This is a genomic window from Streptomyces sp. NPDC030862 (assembly GCF_055571835.1).
On record NZ_JBVIEN010000004.1, the window covers coordinates 149,679 to 166,359 of the forward strand.

At 72.5% G+C, this 16,681-nt stretch carries 13 protein-coding genes; 5 read left to right on the forward strand and 8 right to left on the reverse strand.

Annotated elements, in window-relative coordinates; translation table 11 throughout:
* The first annotated feature begins 48 nt into the window (after positions 1 to 48).
* On the forward strand, positions 49 to 1,962 hold the full coding sequence (gene dxs / locus ACZ42X_RS12520) for a 1-deoxy-D-xylulose-5-phosphate synthase (protein WP_468287776.1): 1,914 nt from the start codon (positions 49 to 51) through the stop codon (positions 1,960 to 1,962).
* A 171-nt stretch (positions 1,963 to 2,133) separates the two neighbouring features.
* Positions 2,134 to 3,651, forward strand: coding sequence for an amino acid permease (locus ACZ42X_RS12525; protein WP_468287779.1), 1,518 nt, complete (start codon positions 2,134 to 2,136; stop codon positions 3,649 to 3,651).
* Between the two features lie 5 nt (positions 3,652 to 3,656).
* Here ACZ42X_RS12525 and ACZ42X_RS12530 read toward each other — a convergent pair whose 3' ends face one another.
* From ACZ42X_RS12530 to ACZ42X_RS12555, 6 genes are all read right to left on the reverse strand, one after another.
* Positions 3,657 to 4,043 carry an NYN domain-containing protein gene (locus tag ACZ42X_RS12530; protein WP_468287782.1) on the reverse strand — a complete coding sequence of 129 codons (387 nt, stop codon included), beginning with the start codon at positions 4,041 to 4,043 and terminating at the stop codon, positions 3,657 to 3,659.
* Between the two features lie 88 nt (positions 4,044 to 4,131).
* Positions 4,132 to 6,261, reverse strand: a complete 2,130-nt coding sequence (locus ACZ42X_RS12535; RefSeq protein ID WP_468287785.1) for a 3-hydroxyacyl-CoA dehydrogenase NAD-binding domain-containing protein — start codon at positions 6,259 to 6,261, stop codon at positions 4,132 to 4,134.
* On the reverse strand, positions 6,258 to 7,484 hold the full coding sequence (locus tag ACZ42X_RS12540) for a thiolase family protein (RefSeq protein WP_468287788.1): 1,227 nt from the start codon (positions 7,482 to 7,484) through the stop codon (positions 6,258 to 6,260). The genes ACZ42X_RS12535 and ACZ42X_RS12540 overlap by 4 nt, the downstream gene beginning before the upstream one ends.
* A 199-nt stretch (positions 7,485 to 7,683) precedes the next feature.
* Positions 7,684 to 8,988, reverse strand: coding sequence for an HRDC domain-containing protein (locus tag ACZ42X_RS12545; protein WP_468287791.1), 1,305 nt, complete (start codon positions 8,986 to 8,988; stop codon positions 7,684 to 7,686).
* Positions 8,989 to 9,066: 78 nt separating this feature from the next.
* On the reverse strand, positions 9,067 to 9,726 hold the full coding sequence (locus ACZ42X_RS12550) for a response regulator transcription factor (RefSeq protein WP_355364634.1): 660 nt from the start codon (positions 9,724 to 9,726) through the stop codon (positions 9,067 to 9,069).
* Positions 9,727 to 10,021: 295 nt separating this feature from the next.
* Positions 10,022 to 10,693 carry a DUF3000 domain-containing protein gene (locus ACZ42X_RS12555; RefSeq protein WP_468287796.1) on the reverse strand — a complete coding sequence of 224 codons (672 nt, stop codon included), beginning with the start codon at positions 10,691 to 10,693 and terminating at the stop codon, positions 10,022 to 10,024.
* 91 nt (positions 10,694 to 10,784) lie between these two features.
* On the opposite strand from ACZ42X_RS12555, the gene hemE reads away from it, so the two are divergent.
* Positions 10,785 to 11,858, forward strand: coding sequence for a uroporphyrinogen decarboxylase (gene hemE, locus ACZ42X_RS12560; protein WP_361424668.1), 1,074 nt, complete (start codon positions 10,785 to 10,787; stop codon positions 11,856 to 11,858).
* 1 nt (position 11,859) lies between these two features.
* On the opposite strand, the gene ACZ42X_RS12565 is transcribed toward hemE, so the two are convergent.
* Together ACZ42X_RS12565 and ACZ42X_RS12570 are read right to left on the reverse strand one after the other, a co-directional pair.
* The gene (locus ACZ42X_RS12565) at positions 11,860 to 13,248 is read right to left on the reverse strand and encodes an FAD-dependent oxidoreductase (protein WP_468287799.1); all 1,389 of its coding nucleotides are present in this window, start codon (positions 13,246 to 13,248) and stop codon (positions 11,860 to 11,862) included.
* Between the two features lie 9 nt (positions 13,249 to 13,257).
* Entirely contained in the window at positions 13,258 to 14,139 is an 882-nt protein-coding gene (locus tag ACZ42X_RS12570) for a DUF4349 domain-containing protein (protein WP_468287801.1), read from the reverse strand.
* Positions 14,140 to 14,301: 162 nt separating this feature from the next.
* Between ACZ42X_RS12570 and hemG the strand changes: the two genes are divergently transcribed.
* Positions 14,302 to 15,762 (forward strand): protoporphyrinogen oxidase, encoded by a 1,461-nt coding sequence (hemG, locus tag ACZ42X_RS12575; RefSeq protein ID WP_468287804.1) that lies wholly within the window; start codon positions 14,302 to 14,304, stop codon positions 15,760 to 15,762.
* Positions 15,763 to 15,766: 4 nt separating this feature from the next.
* On the forward strand, positions 15,767 to 16,480 hold the full coding sequence (hemQ, locus tag ACZ42X_RS12580) for a hydrogen peroxide-dependent heme synthase (RefSeq protein WP_361424680.1): 714 nt from the start codon (positions 15,767 to 15,769) through the stop codon (positions 16,478 to 16,480).
* The last annotated feature ends 201 nt before the right edge of the window (positions 16,481 to 16,681 follow it).

Consider the following 16,681-nt stretch of genomic DNA (forward strand, 5'->3'; position numbering starts at 1 on the left):
CTCGACAAAATCGGCAGCTCGACCAGCTCAACACGCAAGGAGGCACGGGTGGCTCTGCTGACCCGTATCACGGGCCCGCGCGATCTCGACCGGCTCTCCCCGGAGCAGCTGGAGCAGCTGGCCGCGGAGATCCGGTCCTTCCTCGTGGACGCCGTGTCCAAGACAGGCGGCCACCTCGGCCCCAACCTCGGTGTGGTCGAGCTGACCATCGCCCTGCACCGGGTCTTCGAGTCGCCCAAGGACAAGATCCTGTGGGACACCGGCCACCAGTCCTACGTCCACAAGCTGCTCACCGGCCGACAGGACTTCTCGCGGCTGAAGATGAAGGGCGGCCTGTCCGGCTACCCGGCCCGGGCCGAGTCCGAGCACGACGTCATCGAGAACAGCCACGCCTCCACGGTCCTCGGCTGGGCCGACGGCCTCGCCAAGGCGAACGAGGTGCTGAAGAAGGACGACCACGTCGTCGCCGTCATCGGCGACGGCGCGCTCACCGGCGGCATGGCCTGGGAGGCCCTGAACAACATCGCCGAGGCCAAGGACCGCCCGCTCGTCATCGTCGTCAACGACAACGAGCGCTCCTACGCCCCGACCATCGGCGGCCTCGCCAACCACCTCGCCACGCTCCGCACCACCGACGGCTACGAGCGTTTCCTCGCCCGTACGAAGGAGATCCTCGACCGCACGCCGGTCGTCGGGAAGCCGCTGTACGAGACGCTGCACGGCGCCAAGAAGGGCCTGAAGGACTTCATCGCCCCGCAGGGCATGTTCGAGGACCTCGGCCTGAAGTACGTCGGCCCCATCGACGGCCACGACATCGAGGCGCTGGAGTCCGCCCTCTCCCGCGCCAAGCGGTTCGGCGGCCCGGTGATCGTGCACTGCCTCACCGAGAAGGGCCGCGGCTACCAGCCCGCCCTGGCGGACGAGGCCGACCGCTTCCACGCCGTCGGCAAGATCCACCCGGACACCGGCCTGCCGATCTCCACCTCCGGCGCCGACTGGACCGGGGTCTTCGCCGACGAGATGGTCAAGCTCGGCCACGAGCGCGAGGACATCGTCGCCATCACCGCCGCGATGCTCCAGCCGGTGGGCCTCGACAAGTTCGCCAAGGCCTTCCCGGACCGGGTGTACGACGTCGGCATCGCCGAGCAGCACGCCGCCGTGTCCGCGGCCGGCCTCGCCACCGGCGGCCTCCACCCGGTCGTCGCCGTGTACGCGACCTTCCTCAACCGCGCCTTCGACCAGGTCCTGATGGACGTCGCCCTGCACAACTGCGGCGTGACCTTCGTCCTGGACCGGGCCGGCGTCACCGGCACCGACGGCGCCTCCCACAACGGCATGTGGGACATGTCGATCCTCCAGGTCGTCCCGGGCATCAGGATCGCCGCCCCGCGCGACGCCGACCAGGTCCGCGCCCAGCTGCGCGAGGCCGTCGAGGTCAAGGACGCGCCGACCGTCGTGCGCTACTCCAAGGGCGCGGTCGGTCCGGCCGTCCAGGCCGTGGGGCGCGTCGGCTCCATGGACGTGCTGCGCGAGGCCGGCACCGACTCCCCGGACGTGCTGCTGGTCTCGGTCGGCGCGCTGGCGCCGATGTGCCTGGAGATCGCCGGGCTGCTCGACCAGCAGGGCATCTCCACCACCGTCGTCGACCCGCGCTGGGTCAAGCCGGTCGACGAGGCCATGGCGCCGCTCGCCGCCCGGCACCGCGTGATCGTCACCGTCGAGGACAACGGCCGCGTCGGCGGCGTCGGCTGTGCGGTCGCCCAGGCCCTGCGCGACGCGGGCGTCGACGTACCGCTGCGCGACTTCGGCATCCCGCCGCGCTTCCTGGACCACGCCTCGCGCGCGGAGATCCTGGCCGAGATCGGCCTGACGGCCCCGGACATCGCCCGCCAGGTCACCGGGCTGGTCTCCACGCTCGACGGCCGGTACGACGAGGCCGAGATCCAGGCCGCACGCGACTGACGCCGCCGCGGCCGCCACCGCCACCGCCGCGCACCTGATTGGACCGGTCGGAGTACCCGAGGGGTTTCCGGCCGGTCCATTGGTGTGAAACGGCCCCTCACGGCGGGCGCCGCCCCGTACCCCTCCCGATCATGGCCTTAGGGGCCGATGGGTACGTACGGAGGTACGCCGGTGAGCACAGGCCAGCAATCACGCGATACCGGGCTGTTCCGGACGAAGAGCGTGGAGCAGTCGATCCAGGACACCGAGGAGCCGGAGCACGCGCTCAAGAAGTCCCTCTCCGCCTGGGACCTGACCGTGTTCGGCGTCGGCGTCATCATCGGCACCGGCATCTTCGTCCTCACCGGCAAGGTGGCCAAGGAGACCGCCGGACCCGCCACCGCGCTCGCGTTCGTCGCGGCGGGCGTCGTCTGCGCCCTCGCCGCCCTCTGCTACGCCGAGTTCGCCTCCACCGTCCCCGTGGCCGGATCGGCGTACACCTTCGCGTACGCCTCCCTCGGCGAGCTGCCCGCGTGGATCATCGGGTGGGACCTGGTCCTCGAGTTCGCCCTCGGCACGGCCGTGGTGGCCGTCGGCTGGTCGGGCTACGTGCGCTCGCTGATGGACAACGTGGACTGGCACCTTCCGGCGGCGCTGCAGGGACCGGACGTGGCGGACGGCACCTTCGACCTCCTCGCCTTCCTGCTGGTCCTGGTCCTGACCGCGATCCTCGTGCTCGGCATGAAGCTGTCCGCCAACATCACCGCGCTGGTCGTGGCCATCAAGGTGACCGTGGTCATGATCGTGATCATCGCGGGTCTGTTCTTCATCGTGGGGGACAACTACTCGCCGTTCATCCCCGACCCGGTGACCCCGCCGACGTCCTCCGGCTGGGACGCGCCACTCGTGCAGACGATCTTCGGTTACGAGCCGACCAACTTCGGCGTCATGGGCATCTTCACCGCCGCGTCCGTCGTCTTCTTCGCCTTCATCGGCTTCGACGTGGTGGCCACCGCCGCCGAGGAGACCAAGCTCCCGCAGCGCGACATGCCGCGCGGCATCCTCGGCTCGCTGCTCATCTGCACCGTGCTCTACGTCGCCGTCTCGCTCGTCGTCACCGGCATGCAGCATTACAGCCGGCTGTCGGTGAGCGCCCCGCTCGCCGACGCCTTCAAGGCGACCGGACACCCCTTCTACGCCGGTGTCATCAGCTTCGGCGCCGCCGTCGGCCTCACCACCGTGTGCCTGATCCTGCTCCTCGGCCAGACCCGGGTCTTCTTCGCCATGAGCCGCGACGGCCTGCTGCCACGGTTCTTCTCCGTCACGCACCCGAAGTTCCGCACCCCGTACCGCCCGACCATCCTCCTCGGCGTGCTCATCGCGATCATCGCCGGTTTCACCAGCATCAACGAGCTGGCGACCCTGGTGAACATCGGCACGCTCTTCGCCTTCGTCGTGGTCGCGCTCGGCGTGATCATCCTGCGCCGCACCCGGCCCGACCTGCACCGGGCGTTCCGCACGCCGTGGGTCCCCTTCATCCCGATCCTGTCGGTCGCGGCGTCGGTGTGGCTGATGCTCAACCTGCCGGGGGAGACGTGGTTCCGGTTCGCCGTCTGGATGGCGTTCGGCATCGTCGTGTACTTCCTGTACGGCCGCTCCCACAGCCGGCTCGGCGGGCGCCGGGTCCCGCTGGGCACCCGCGACGCCTAGGGGTTTCAGGAGGGCGGGCCGTGCACCGCCCGGGGCCCGGCGCACTCGGCGCCGTACGCCTCCACCCGCCGCCGCAGCTCCCGGTCGGCCGTGACCACCAGGCACGGCCGGCCTGCTGCTTCCCGGGCCTCGCGCGCCAGCTCGGCGATGAGGTCGTCCCCGCTGCCGGGCGCCGACTCCACCCGCACCCCCGGTACGGACTCCACGCCGCGCGCCCGCCCCTCCACGACCAGCACGACCTCGACCGGCCCCGGGCGCCCGGCCACGCCCTCCGCCGCGTACGGCACCAGCCGGTCCCGCAGCCGCTCGGCGGCGGCGCGCCGGTCGCGCCACCAGCCGTCCGGGACGGAGCCCACCACGTTCGCCGCGTCGACGACCACCAAGACGCTCATGGCCCCAGCCTCCCATCCGGCGCCGACAACGCCACCGCCCCGGCACCGCGAGCGCGCGGTGCCGGGGCGGTGAGGCATGACAGACGGGTTACGCCGGGACGCTCGCCACGCCCTGCGGCAGGAACCGCTTGCCGTTGACGCGCTCCGAGACGCCCTCACGGTCCAGGTACGGCGTGATGCCGCCCAGGTGGAAGGGCCAGCCGGCACCGGTGATCAGGCACAGGTCGATGTCCTGCGCCTCGGCGACGACACCCTCCTCCAGCATCAGGCCGATCTCCTGCGCCACCGCGTCCAGGACGCGGGCGCGGACCTGCTCCTCGGTCAGGACGACGTCGCCCTGCTTGAGCAGCGCGGCGACCTCGGGGTCCAGCTCCGGCTTGCCGGAGTCGTAGACGTAGAAGCCGCGCTTGCCGGCCTCGACGACCGCCTTGAGGTTCGGGGAGACCGTGAAGCGGTCCGGGAAGGCGCGGTTGAGCGTCTCCGAGACGTGCAGACCGATCGCCGGGCCGACCAGCTCCAGCAGCACCAGCGGGGACATCGGCAGACCAAGCGGCTCGATGGCCTTCTCGGCGGTGGCGACCGGGGTGCCCTCGTCGATGACGTTCTGGATCTCGCCCATGAAGCGGGTGAGGATGCGGTTGACGACGAACGCCGGGGCGTCCTTCGTCAGCACGGCCGTCTTCTTCAGCTTCTTCGCGACACCGAAGGCGGTGGCGAGCGACGCGTCGTCCGTCTTCTCGCCGCGCACGATCTCCAGCAGCGGGAGGATCGCGACCGGGTTGAAGAAGTGGAAGCCGACGACCCGCTCCGGGTGCTGGAGCTTCGACGCCATCTCCGACACGGACAGCGAGGAGGTGTTGGTGGCGAGGATCGCGTGCGCCGGGGCGACCGCCTCGACCTCCGCGAACACCTTCTGCTTGACCGACATCTCCTCGAACACGGCCTCGATGATGAAGTCCGCGTCCGCGAAGCCCTCGGCCTTGTCCAGGACACCGGAGACCAGGCCCTTGAGGCGGTTGGCCTTGTCCTGGTTGATGCGGCCCTTGCCGAGCAGCTTGTCGATCTCGCCGTGGACGTAGCCCACGCCCTTGTCGACGCGCTCCTGGTCGATGTCGGTCAGCACGACCGGCACCTCCAGGCGGCGCAGGAAGAGCAGCGCCAGCTGGGAGGCCATCAGACCGGCGCCGACGACGCCGACCTTGGTGACCGGGCGGGCCAGGCTCTTGTCCGGCGCGCCGGCCGGGCGCTTGGCGCGCTTCTGCACCAGGTTGAAGGCGTAGATGCCGGAGCGCAGCTCACCGCCCATGATGAGGTCGGCGAGCGCCGTGTCCTCGGCGTCGAAGCCCTTCTGGAGGTCGCCGTCCTTGGCCGCCTCGATGATGTCCAGGGCGCGGTACGCGGCCGGGGCCGCGCCGTGCACCTTGGAGTCGGCGATGAACCGGCCGCGGGCGACGGCCTGGTCCCAGCCCTCGCCGCGGTCGACGTCCGCGCGCTCGACGACGATCTCGCCCTTGAGGACGGAGGCCGTCCACAGCAGGGACTGCTCCAGGAAGTCCGCGCCCTCGAAGATCGCGTCGGCGATGCCGAGCTCGTAGACCTGAGCGCCCTTGAGCTGCTTGTTCTGGTTGAGCGAGTTCTCGATGATGACCGAGACCGCGCGGTCCGCGCCGATCAGGTTCGGCAGGATGGTGCAGCCGCCCCAGCCCGGGACGAGGCCCAGGAAGACCTCGGGCAGCGAGAACGCCGGCACGGCCGCCGACACGGTGCGGTAGGTGCAGTGCAGACCGACCTCGACACCGCCGCCCATCGCCGCGCCGTTGTAGTAGGCGAACGTCGGCACGGCCAGGCCGGACAGCCGCTTGAAGACGTCGTGGCCGCCCTTGCCGATGGCGAGCGCGTCCTCGTGGCGCTTCAGCAGCTCGACGCCCTTGAGGTCGGCGCCGACGGCGAAGATGAACGGCTTGCCGGTGATGCCGACACCGACGATGGCGCCCTCGGACGCCTCCTTCTCGACCTGGTCGATCGCCGCGTTCAGGTTGGCGAGCGACTGCGGGCCGAAGGTGGTCGGCTTGGTGTGGTCGAAGCCGTTGTCCAGCGTGATCAGCGCGAACTTCCCCGCGCCGAACGGCAGGTCGAAGTGGCGTACGTGCGCGCTCGTGACGACCTCGTCCGGGAACAGCTCGGCCGCACCTTTCAGGAGCTCAGCGGTGGTGCTCACTTCTCGCCTCCGGCGTCCTTGTGGTTCGGGTTCTCCCAGATGACCGTGGCGCCCATGCCGAAGCCGACGCACATGGTGGTGAGGCCGTAACGGACCTCGGGCTGCTCCTCGAACTGCCGCGCCAGCTGCGTCATCAGGCGTACGCCGGAGGAGGCGAGCGGGTGGCCGAACGCGATGGCGCCGCCGTACTGGTTGACGCGGGCGTCGTCGTCGGCGATGCCGTAGTGGTCGAGGAAGGCCAGGACCTGGACGGCGAAGGCCTCGTTGATCTCGAACAGGCCGATGTCACCGATGGTCAGACCGGCCTTGCCCAGTGCCTTCTCGGTGGCCGGGATCGGGCCGTAGCCCATGACCTCGGGCTCGACGCCGGCGAAGGCGTAGGAGACCAGGCGCATCTTGACCGGCAGGCCGTTCTCGCGGGCGAAGTCCTCGGACGCGATGATCGACGCGGTGGCGCCGTCGTTGAGGCCCGCGGCGTTACCGGCGGTGACGCGCCCGTGGGTACGGAACGGCGTCTTCAGGCCGGCCAGGTTCTCCAGCGTGGTGCCCGGGCGCATCGGCTCGTCGGCGGTGACCAGGCCCCAGCCGGTCTCGCCGGCCTCGGCGTTGGTGCGGCGCACCGAGATCGGCACCAGGTCGGCCTGGATCTTGCCGTCGGCGTACGCCTTGGCGGCCTTCTCCTGCGAGCGCACGGCGTACTCGTCGGCGCGCAGCTTGGTGATGTGCGGGTACCGGTCGTGCAGGTTCTCCGCGGTCATGCCCATGAAGAGGGCCGACTCGTCGACCAGCTTCTCGCTGACGAAGCGCGGGTTCGGGTCGACGCCCTCACCCATGGGGTGGCGGCCCATGTGCTCGACGCCACCGGCGATGGCGACGTCGTACGCGCCGAAGGCCACGCTGCCCGCGACCGCGGTCACGGCGGTCAGGGCGCCCGCGCACATGCGGTCGATGGAGTACCCGGGCACGGACTGCGGCAGACCCGCCAGGATGCCGGCCGTACGGCCGATGGTCAGGCCCTGGTCACCGATCTGGGTGGTCGCGGCGATGGCGACCTCGTCGATCGACGCGGGGTCCAGGTCCGGGTTGCGGCGCAGCAGCTCCCGGATCGCCTTCACGACGAGATCGTCGGCACGGGTCTCGTGGTAGATGCCCTTCGGGCCCGCCTTGCCGAACGGGGTGCGGACGCCGTCGACGAAGACGACGTCCCTGACGGTACGAGGCACGATGGCTCTCCTCCAGGGTGCGGGATGGCACTGCACTGCTGCGGACGCGGCTAAGCGTGCGCTTGCAGCCCCCATGCTACTTACGAGTAACCAGGCTGCACAGTCCCCCCGCCCGGAGCGGTGAACGTCACACTGCGTGGTCACAACAGAAGGGTGCCCCCTCCGCCGGAGGGGGCACCCTTTTCCGCTGCTCCTACGCCTACTGCTGCTGCTCGTTCGCGCCGGCCAGCGCCGTCACCAGCGCCGGCGTCACCTGCTCGACCTGCCAGGGCCGCGCGCCGTATCCGGCGAGCACGGCCGCGACCGCGTCCGGCGTCGGTTCCTTCGGCGGCTCCCAGCAGACCCGGCGGACCGTGTCCGGGGTGATCAGGTTCTCCGGAGGCAGGTTCAGCTGCTCCGCGAGGGCCGAGACCGCCGCGCGGGCGGCCGAGAGGCGGGCCGCGGCCGCCGGGTCCTTCTCCGCCCAGGCGCGCGGCGGCGGCGGGCCCGCCACCTGCTGACCGGGCTGCGGGAGCTCGGCGTCCGGCAGGGCCTTGGCCCGGTCGACGGCCGCCTGCCACTGCTCCAGCTGGCGGCGGCCCATGCGGTGGCCGAAACCGCTCAGCGCGGTGAGCGCGTGGACGTTCGCCGGCAGGGCGAGGGCGGCCTCCACGATCGCGGCGTCGCTGAGCACCTTGCCCGGCGACACGTCGCGCCGCTGGGCGATCCGGTCCCGGGCCGTCCACAGCTCCCGGACGACCGCCATCTGGCGGCGGCGCCGCACCTTGTGCATCCCGGACGTACGGCGCCAGGGGTCCTTGCGGGGCGGGGGCGGCGGGGCCGAGGCGATCGCGTGGAACTCCTGGTGCGCCCAGTCCAGCTTGCCCTGCCGGTCCAGCTCCTTCTCCAGTGCGTCACGCAGGTCGACGAGGAGCTCGACGTCCAGCGCGGCGTACCGGAGCCAGGGGTCGGGCAGCGGGCGGGTGGACCAGTCCACCGCCGAGTGCCCCTTCTCCAGGGCGTAGCCCAGTACGACCTCGACCATCGCGCCGAGGCCGACGCGCGGGAAGCCCGCGAGCCGCCCGGCGAGCTCGGTGTCGAAGAGCCGGGTCGGGACCATGCCTATTTCGCGCAGGCATGGCAGGTCCTGCGTCGCGGCGTGCAGGATCCACTCGGCGTCGGCGAGCGCCTCGCCGAGCGCGGACAGGTCCGGGCAGCCCACCGGGTCGATCAGCGCGGTGCCCGCGCCCTCGCGGCGCAGCTGCACCAGATAGGCGCGCTGCCCGTAGCGGTAGCCGGAGGCGCGCTCCGCGTCCACGGCCACGGGTCCGGTGCCCTCGGCGAAGGCGGCGATCACCTGCGCGAGGGCATGCTCGTCGGCCACCACGGGCGGCACCCCTTCACGGGGCGCCAGCAAGGGGATCGGCGTCCCGTCGACTGCGCCGTCTGCGACGCCGTCGTCCGGAGGGCCGCCCCCGGTGATGCGCAGTACGGTCTCTGCTGCGGTCTCTTGGGCGTCGGTCACCTGTCAAGGGTATCTGTGAACGGCAAGCGCCCGCCGACGGAACGTTCCGTCGACGGGCGTGGATGTGGTGTGAACCGGTCAGTGGATGATTCCCGTACGAAGTGCCACGGCGACCATCCCGGCCCGGTCGCCGGTGCCGAGCTTGCGGGCGATGCGGGCGAGGTGGCTCTTGACGGTCAGCGCGGACAGGCCCATCGAGACGCCGATGGCCTTGTTCGACTGCCCCTCCGCCACGAGGCGGAGCACCTCCACCTCACGGCCGGAGAGCTCGCGGTAGCCGCCCGGGTGGCTCGGGGCGCCGGGGGGACGGCGGTGCATCCGGGCGGCGGCGCCGATGGGGGCGGCGCCGGGTCGGGTCGGGTGGCCGATGTTGGTGCGCGTACCGGTGACGACATAGCCCTTGACTCCGCCCGCGAGGGCGTTGCGCACGGCGCCGATGTCGTCCGCCGCCGAGAGGGCCAGGCCGTTGGGCCAGCCGGCGGCGCGGGTCTCGGACAGCAGGGTCAGCCCGGAACCGTCGGGCAGGTGGACGTCGGCAACGCAGATGTCGCGCGGGTTGCCGATTCTGGGACGAGCCTCCGCGATGGACGACGCCTCGATGACGTCACGCACGCCGAGTGCCCACAAGTGGCGGGTCACGGTCGAGCGGACGCGCGGGTCGGCCACGACGACCATGGCCGTCGGCTTGTTCGGGCGGTAGGCGACCAGGCTTGCGGGCTGCTCGAGGAGAACGGACACCAGGCCTCCTGGGAAGGTGCGGGACACAGCCGGCTCGGGGAAAAGCCGGGGCGAACCGTGTTTGAAGGGTCACAGACCTCTTCGGCAGCCCACCCGTCCGCCTTTAGGGGAAGATCACGATTTGGTGAGTAACAATTGGGGCAATTCGGACGGGCGATCGATCATCTTACGAGCGCCCCCCTGCGATCGGGGCCACGCGCCCCCGCACTCCGGCGGCGCCGGACCCGTACGCGGCCGTCGCCCGGTCGTCGCATCGTAGGGCTCGTACGGCGCGCGCGAGCGTTCCCGTGGACCGTCAGGGGCGCTGCGGACCACGCCGCTGCGGCAGCGACACCACGCCCGCCCCCGGCGACCCCGCGCCCCCGTCCAGCGGTCCGGGAGCCGACGGCGGGAGCCCCGCGATCTGGCACAGCAGGTCGCACCAGGCCGTCAGGTGCCCCGCCGCGTCCGGCACGCCGCCCCGCCCCTCGCGCGGCGTCCAGGAGGCGCGGATCTCGATCTGCGTCGCCGGACGGCGTTCCGCGAGTCCACCGAAGTAGTGAGACCCCGCACGGGTGACGGTCCCGCTCGCCTCCCCGTACGCGAGCCCCCGCGCCTCCAGCGCACCCGTCAGCCACGACCAGCACACCTCCGGCAGCAGCGGATCGGCGGCCATCTCCGGCTCCAGCTCCGCGCGCACCAGCGTCACCAGCCGGAAGGTGCCCTTCCAGGCGTCGTGCCCCGCCGGATCGTGCAGCAGCACCAGCCGCCCGTCCGCCAGGTCCTCCTCGCCCTCGACGACCGCAGCCTCCAGGGCGTACGCGTACGGGGCCAGCCGCTGCGGCGGGCGCGTCGGTTCCGCCTCGACCTCCGGCCGGACGCGCGCCGTGCGCAGGGCGTCGACCGCCAGCGCGAAGGCGGGCGGCACGCCCTCGGGGCCCTCGGAGTGGGCGGGGTGATCGGAGAACTGTCCCTGAGCCGCAGCCATGCGGGGAAGAGTAGGCGGAAGGAGCCCCTCGCGCAGGGAGGGACACCCTCACCGGCGAAGCGGCTTGCGCCCGCATGCGAAGATTCTGGGCGTGAGTGCCATCGACAGCCCCTCGGGCCAGCAGCCGCAGACCAACGCCGTCGCAGATTCCGCCTTCCTCAAGGCGTGCCGGCGCGAACCCGTGCCCCACACCCCGGTGTGGTTCATGCGCCAGGCGGGTCGCTCGCTGCCCGAGTACCTGAAGGTGCGCGAGGGCATCCCGATGCTCGAGTCCTGCATGCGGCCCGAGCTCGTCACCGAGATCACCCTCCAGCCGGTCCGCCGCCACAAGGTCGACGCCGCGATCTACTTCAGCGACATCGTCGTCCCCCTCAAGGCCATCGGCATCGACCTCGACATCAAGCCCGGTGTCGGCCCGGTCGTCGCGGAACCGATCCGCCGCCGCGAGGACCTCGCCCGGCTGCGCGACCTCACCCCGGACGACGTCGCGTACGTCACCGAGGCCATCGGCATGCTCACCGGCGAGCTCGGCGCCACCCCGCTGATCGGCTTCGCGGGCGCGCCCTTCACCCTCGCGAGCTACCTCGTTGAGGGCGGACCGTCGCGCAACCACGAGCACACCAAGGCGCTCATGTACGGCGACCCCGAGCTGTGGGCCGACCTGCTGGACCGGCTCGCGGAGATCACCGCCGCCTTCCTCAAGGTGCAGATCGAGGCCGGCGCCTCCGCCGTCCAGCTCTTCGACTCCTGGGTCGGCGCCCTCGCCCCCGCCGACTACCGCCGCTCGGTGATGCCCGCCTCCACCAAGGTCTTCGACGCCGTCGCCTCCTACGGCGTGCCGCGCATCCACTTCGGCGTCGGCACCGGCGAGCTCCTCGGCCTCATGGGCGAGGCGGGCGCCGACGTCGTCGGCGTCGACTGGCGCGTCCCGCTGGACGAGGCGGCCCGCCGCGTCGGCCCCGGCAAGGCGCTCCAGGGCAACCTCGACCCGGCGGTCCTGTTCTCCACCCCCGAGGCCGTCGAGGCGAAGACCCGCGAGGTGCTGGACGCCGCGGCCGGCCTGGAGGGCCACGTCTTCAACCTCGGCCACGGCGTCCTGCCGACGACCGACCCGGACGCCCTGACGCGCCTGGTCGAGTACGTCCACACGCAGACCGCGCGCTGACTCACCCCGCCGCCCGCACCGCCGCCACGGCCTTGCGGGCGGCGACCTGCACCGGGTCCCACACCGGGGAGAACGGCGGGGCGTAGCCCAGGTCCAGGGCGGCGACCTGCTCCACGGTCATGCGGGCGGTCAGCGCCACCGCCGCGATGTCCACCCGCTTCGCGGCGCCCTCGCGGCCGACGATCTGGACGCCGAGGAGCCGGCCCGTGCGGCGCTCGGCGAGCATCTTCACCGTCATCGGGGCCGCGCCGGGGTAGTACCCGGCGCGGCTCGTCGACTCGACCGTCACCGCCACGAACCGCAGCCCCACCGCCTCCGCGTCCCGCTCGCGCAGGCCCGTGCGGGCGATCTCCAGCGAGCAGACCTTGCTCACCGCCGTACCGACGACGCCCGGGAAGGTGCCGTAGCCGCCCGCCACGTTTGAGCCGATGACCTGGCCGTGCTTGTTGGCGTGGGTGCCGAGCGCGATGTGCCGCTCGCGGCCGGAGACCAGGTCCAGGACCTCCACGCAGTCGCCGCCCGCCCAGATGTCGTCCCGGCCGCGCACCCGCATCGACAGGTCGGTCAGCAGCCCGCCGTACGCGCCGAGCGGCAGCCCCGCCGCCCGCGCGAGGCCCGTCTCCGGCTCCACGCCCATGCCGAGGACGACGACGTCCGCCGGGTACTCGGCGTCCTCGGTCGCCACGGCCCGGACCCGGCCGTCGTCACTCGTGAGGATCTTGGTGACCTCCGCGCCGCCGACCGTGGTGATGCCGAGGCCGTCCATCGCCTCGTGCACCAGCCGCCCCATGTCGGGGTCGAGCGTCGACATCGGCTGCTCGCCCCGGTTCAGCACCGTCACCTCATAGCCCCGGTTGAGCAGCGCCTCCGCCATCTCCACGCCGATGTACCCGGCGCCGACGACGACGGCCCGCCGCCCCGGTGTGCCGTTCAGCGCCGTGAGCGTGTCCAGCAGCGCCTGACCGTCGTCGAGGGTCTGCACGCCGTGCACGCCCGGAGCGTCGATGCCCGGCAGCGGAGGCCGCACCGGGCGGGCGCCCGTCGCGATCACCAGCTTGTCGTACCGCTCCCACACGTCGGTGCCCGACTGCAGGTTCCGCACGCGTACCCGCCGCTTGTCCGGGTCCAGCTCGGTCACCTCGCGGCGCAGCCGCACGTCGATGCCGCGCGCCCGGTGCTCCTCGGGGCCGCGCGCGACGAGCCGCTCGCGGTCGTCGACGTCGCCGCCGACCCAGTACGGAATGCCGCACGCGGAGTACGAGGTGAAGTGCCCGCGTTCGAAGGCGACGATCTCCAGCTCGTCCGGACCCTTGAGCCTGCGGGCCTGCGACGCGGCGGACATGCCCGCCGCGTCGCCGCCGATGATGACCAGTCGTTCTCGTCGTCCCATACCGACACGCTACGTCGCCGGGGTCTCCGGCCTCTCGCGCTTCGGCCGCCTCGACAGCCTCGGCCGCACCAGCCACCGCCACACCCCGTACGCCGCCAGCAGCACCGCCAGCCACGGCGCCACCGCCGCCAGGACGATCACCACCCACGTCAGGGCCGTCACCAGTGCGTTCCAGCCCCCGCTCAGCGCGTCCAGGAAGCCGGGGCCGCCGTCGTCCGTCTGCCGCGCCGCGTCCTCGCGCTCGGTGAGCTCCAGCGTGATCGTGGCCATGGTCGTACGGTCCTTCAGCGACGCCTGCTGGGACAGCAGCGACTCCAGGTCCGACTGGCGGCGGCTCAGCTCGCTCTCCAGCGTCACCACGTCCTCGAGCTTGGTCGCCTCGTCCATGAGCGCGCGCACCCGCGCGACGCTCGCCCGCTGCGTGGCGATCCGGCTCTCCACGTCGACGACCTGCTCCGTGACGTCCTTCGCCTCCGCCTTGCGGGACAGCAGCTTCCCGCCGCCCGCCAGCTTCCCGAGGACGGAGTCGTACGCGGCCTGCGGCACCCGCAGCACGATCCGGGAGGTCACGTGGTCGTCGTCGACGCGCTCCGTCGTCTCGTTCCCCACGTGCCCGCCCGCCTCGGCGGCGGTGGCACGGGCCGCGGCGAGCGCCTTGGCCGCGTCCGCCACCTCCACCGCCAGCTCGGCGGTGCGGATGACGTGCTGGGGCCGCGGGGCCTTCTCGGGCGCCTTCGCCCCGGACCCGGCGGACTCCGCGGGCTTGTCGGCCGTGAAGCCCTGACCCCCCTCGTCGGCGCGCGCCGCGCCCGGCTTCGCGGCGCCCGCGCTCCTCTCGTCCCCGGCGCTGCAGCCGGCCAGCGCGAGCGAGGCGCCGATCAGTGCCGCCACCGCGACGGAATGTCGTCGTGTACGCAAGATCCCCCCAGGATCGTGATGAGTGCTGTCCCTTCGACGTACGGGGCGCCCGGGCCGGTTGCCTCCCCGGCCTGCGAAACGGCTTACGAACCGGTCACGGTCGGGACTCGGAACGGCGTTTGCCATAGTTGAACCATGAACGCGGACACAGTGCACGGTGGCTCCGACGGCCACGTGGTCGTCATCGGCGGTGGCATCGCCGGTCTCGCCGCCGCCCACCGGCTGGCCCGCGCCGGCCGGCGCGTGACCCTGCTGGAGGCCACCGGCCGCCTCGGCGGCAAGCTCCACGCCGGCGAGATCGCGGGCGTCCCCGTCGACCTCGGCGCCGAGTCGATGCTGGCCCGCCGCCCCGAGGCGGTCGACCTCGCCCGCGCCGTCGGCCTCGGCGACCACCTCCAGCCGCCCGCCACCGCCACCGCCGCCGTGTGGACCCGCGACGCCCTGCGCCCCATGCCCAAGGGCCACGTCATGGGCGTCCCCGGCGATGCCGCCGCCCTGGCCGGGCTGCTCTCCGCCGAGGGCGTCGCCCGCATCGCGCAGGAGCGCGACCTGCCGCCCACCGACCCCGACGCGCTCGGCGACGACGTCGCCGTCGGCGCGTACGTCGCGCAGCGCCTCGGCCGCGAGGTCGTCGACCGGCTCGTCGAACCGCTCCTCGGCGGGGTGTACGCGGGCGACGCGTACCGCATCTCGCTGCGCGCCGCCGTACCGAAGCTCTTCGAGGCCGCGCGCGCCCACCGCACCCTCACCGAGGCCGTACGCGCCGTCCAGAGCGCCGCCCGGCAGCAGACCGGCCCCGCGTTCATGGGCATCGCGGGCGGCATCGGCACGCTCCCCGGCGCCGTCGCCGCCGCGATCACCGCCCACGGCGGCGAGGTCCTCACCGACACCCCGGTGCACGCCCTGACCCGCGGCGCCGCCGGCGGCTGGCGGATCCGCACCGACCGGCGCCTCCTCGACGCCGACGCCGTCGTCCTCGCCACCCCCGCCTGGTCCGCCTCCGCACTGCTCGCCGCCGAGTCCCCGGCCGCCGCGGCCGAACTCGCCGCCGTCGAGTACGCGTCGATGGCCCTGGTCACCCTCGCCTTCCGGCGTACCGACGCGGAAGCGGCGCTGCCCGAGGGCTCGGGCTTCCTCGTGCCGCCCGTCGACGGCCGCACCATCAAGGCGTCCACCTTCTCCACCCGGAAGTGGAAGTGGACCGACGAGGGCGCCGGCGACCTGCTCGTGCTCCGCACCTCCGTCGGCCGGTACGGCGAGGAGGAGCACCTGGAGCGCGACGACGCCGACCTCGTCTCCGTATCGCTGGAGGACCTCGCCGCCGCCACCGGGCTGGCCGCCAAGCCCGTCGCCACCGAAGTCACCCGCTGGATCGGCGGCCTGCCGCAGTACCCCGTCGGCCACCTCGCCCGGGTCGCCCGCATCCGCGACGCCGTCGCCGAACTGCCCGCCCTGCGCGTCTGCGGGGCCGTGTACGACGGCGTCGGCATCCCCGCGACCATCGCGAGCGCGCACCGCGCGGCCGACGAAATCCTGGCCGCCACCTCCGCCACGCCGACCCTGGCGCAGGGCACCCTGAGTGACGAGCGAGAATAGCCGTATGAGTGCGCCCGAAAAGATCCCGAACGCCGGTAAGAAGGCGAAGGACCTCAACGAGGTCATCCGCTACACCCTGTGGTCCGTCTTCAAGCTGCGCGATGTGCTGCCCGAGGACCGGGCCGGCTACGCCGACGAGGTCCAGGAGCTGTTCGACCAGCTCGCCGCCAAGGACGTCACCGTGCGCGGCACGTACGACGTCTCCGGTCTGCGCGCCGACGCCGACCTGATGATCTGGTGGCACGCCGAGACCTCGGACGCGCTCCAGGAGGCGTACAACCTCTTCCGCCGGACCAAGCTGGGCCGCGCCCTGGAGCCGGTCTGGTCCAACATGGCGCTGCACCGCCCCGCCGAGTTCAACCGCTCGCACATCCCGGCGTTCCTCGCCGACGAGACGCCGCGCGCCTACGTCTCGGTCTACCCCTTCGTCCGCTCGTACGACTGGTACCTGCTGCCCGACGAGGAGCGGCGGCGCATGCTCGCCGACCACGGCAAGATGGCGCGCGGCTTCCCCGACGTGCGCGCCAACACCGTCGCCTCCTTCTCGCTCGGCGACTACGAGTGGCTCCTGGCCTTCGAGGCCGACGAGCTGTACCGCATCGTCGACCTGATGCGCCACCTGCGCGGCTCCGAGGCGCGGATGCACGTCCGCGAGGAGGTCCCGTTCTACACCGGCCGCCGCAAGTCGGTGGCGGACCTGGTGGCGGGGCTCGCGTAAGCCGCGCCGCCCCACAGACCCGGAAGATCAGACGGCGGGCGACTGCGCCCGACGCTCCAGCGACACCGGGTCAGGCTCCGGGTGCGGGGGGGGGGGGGGGGGGGGGGGGAGGGGGGTGGGAGGGGGGGGGGGGGGGGGGGAGAAAACAAAGGGGAGCTCACTCACTTCTTCCTGCGTCGCCTTTCGTGGTGATCGCACAAA

Coding starts and splice junctions, on each gene's coding strand:
- hemQ (WP_361424680.1), top strand. CDS start 15,767: ATGAGTGCGCCCGAAAAGATCCCGAACGCCGGTAAGAAGGCGAAGGAC.
- ACZ42X_RS12530 (WP_468287782.1), bottom strand. CDS start 4,043: ATGAGCGTCTTGGTGGTCGTCGACGCGGCGAACGTGGTGGGCTCCGTC.
- hemG (WP_468287804.1), top strand. CDS start 14,302: ATGAACGCGGACACAGTGCACGGTGGCTCCGACGGCCACGTGGTCGTC.
- ACZ42X_RS12565 (WP_468287799.1), bottom strand. CDS start 13,248: ATGGGACGACGAGAACGACTGGTCATCATCGGCGGCGACGCGGCGGGC.
- ACZ42X_RS12555 (WP_468287796.1), bottom strand. CDS start 10,693: ATGGCTGCGGCTCAGGGACAGTTCTCCGATCACCCCGCCCACTCCGAG.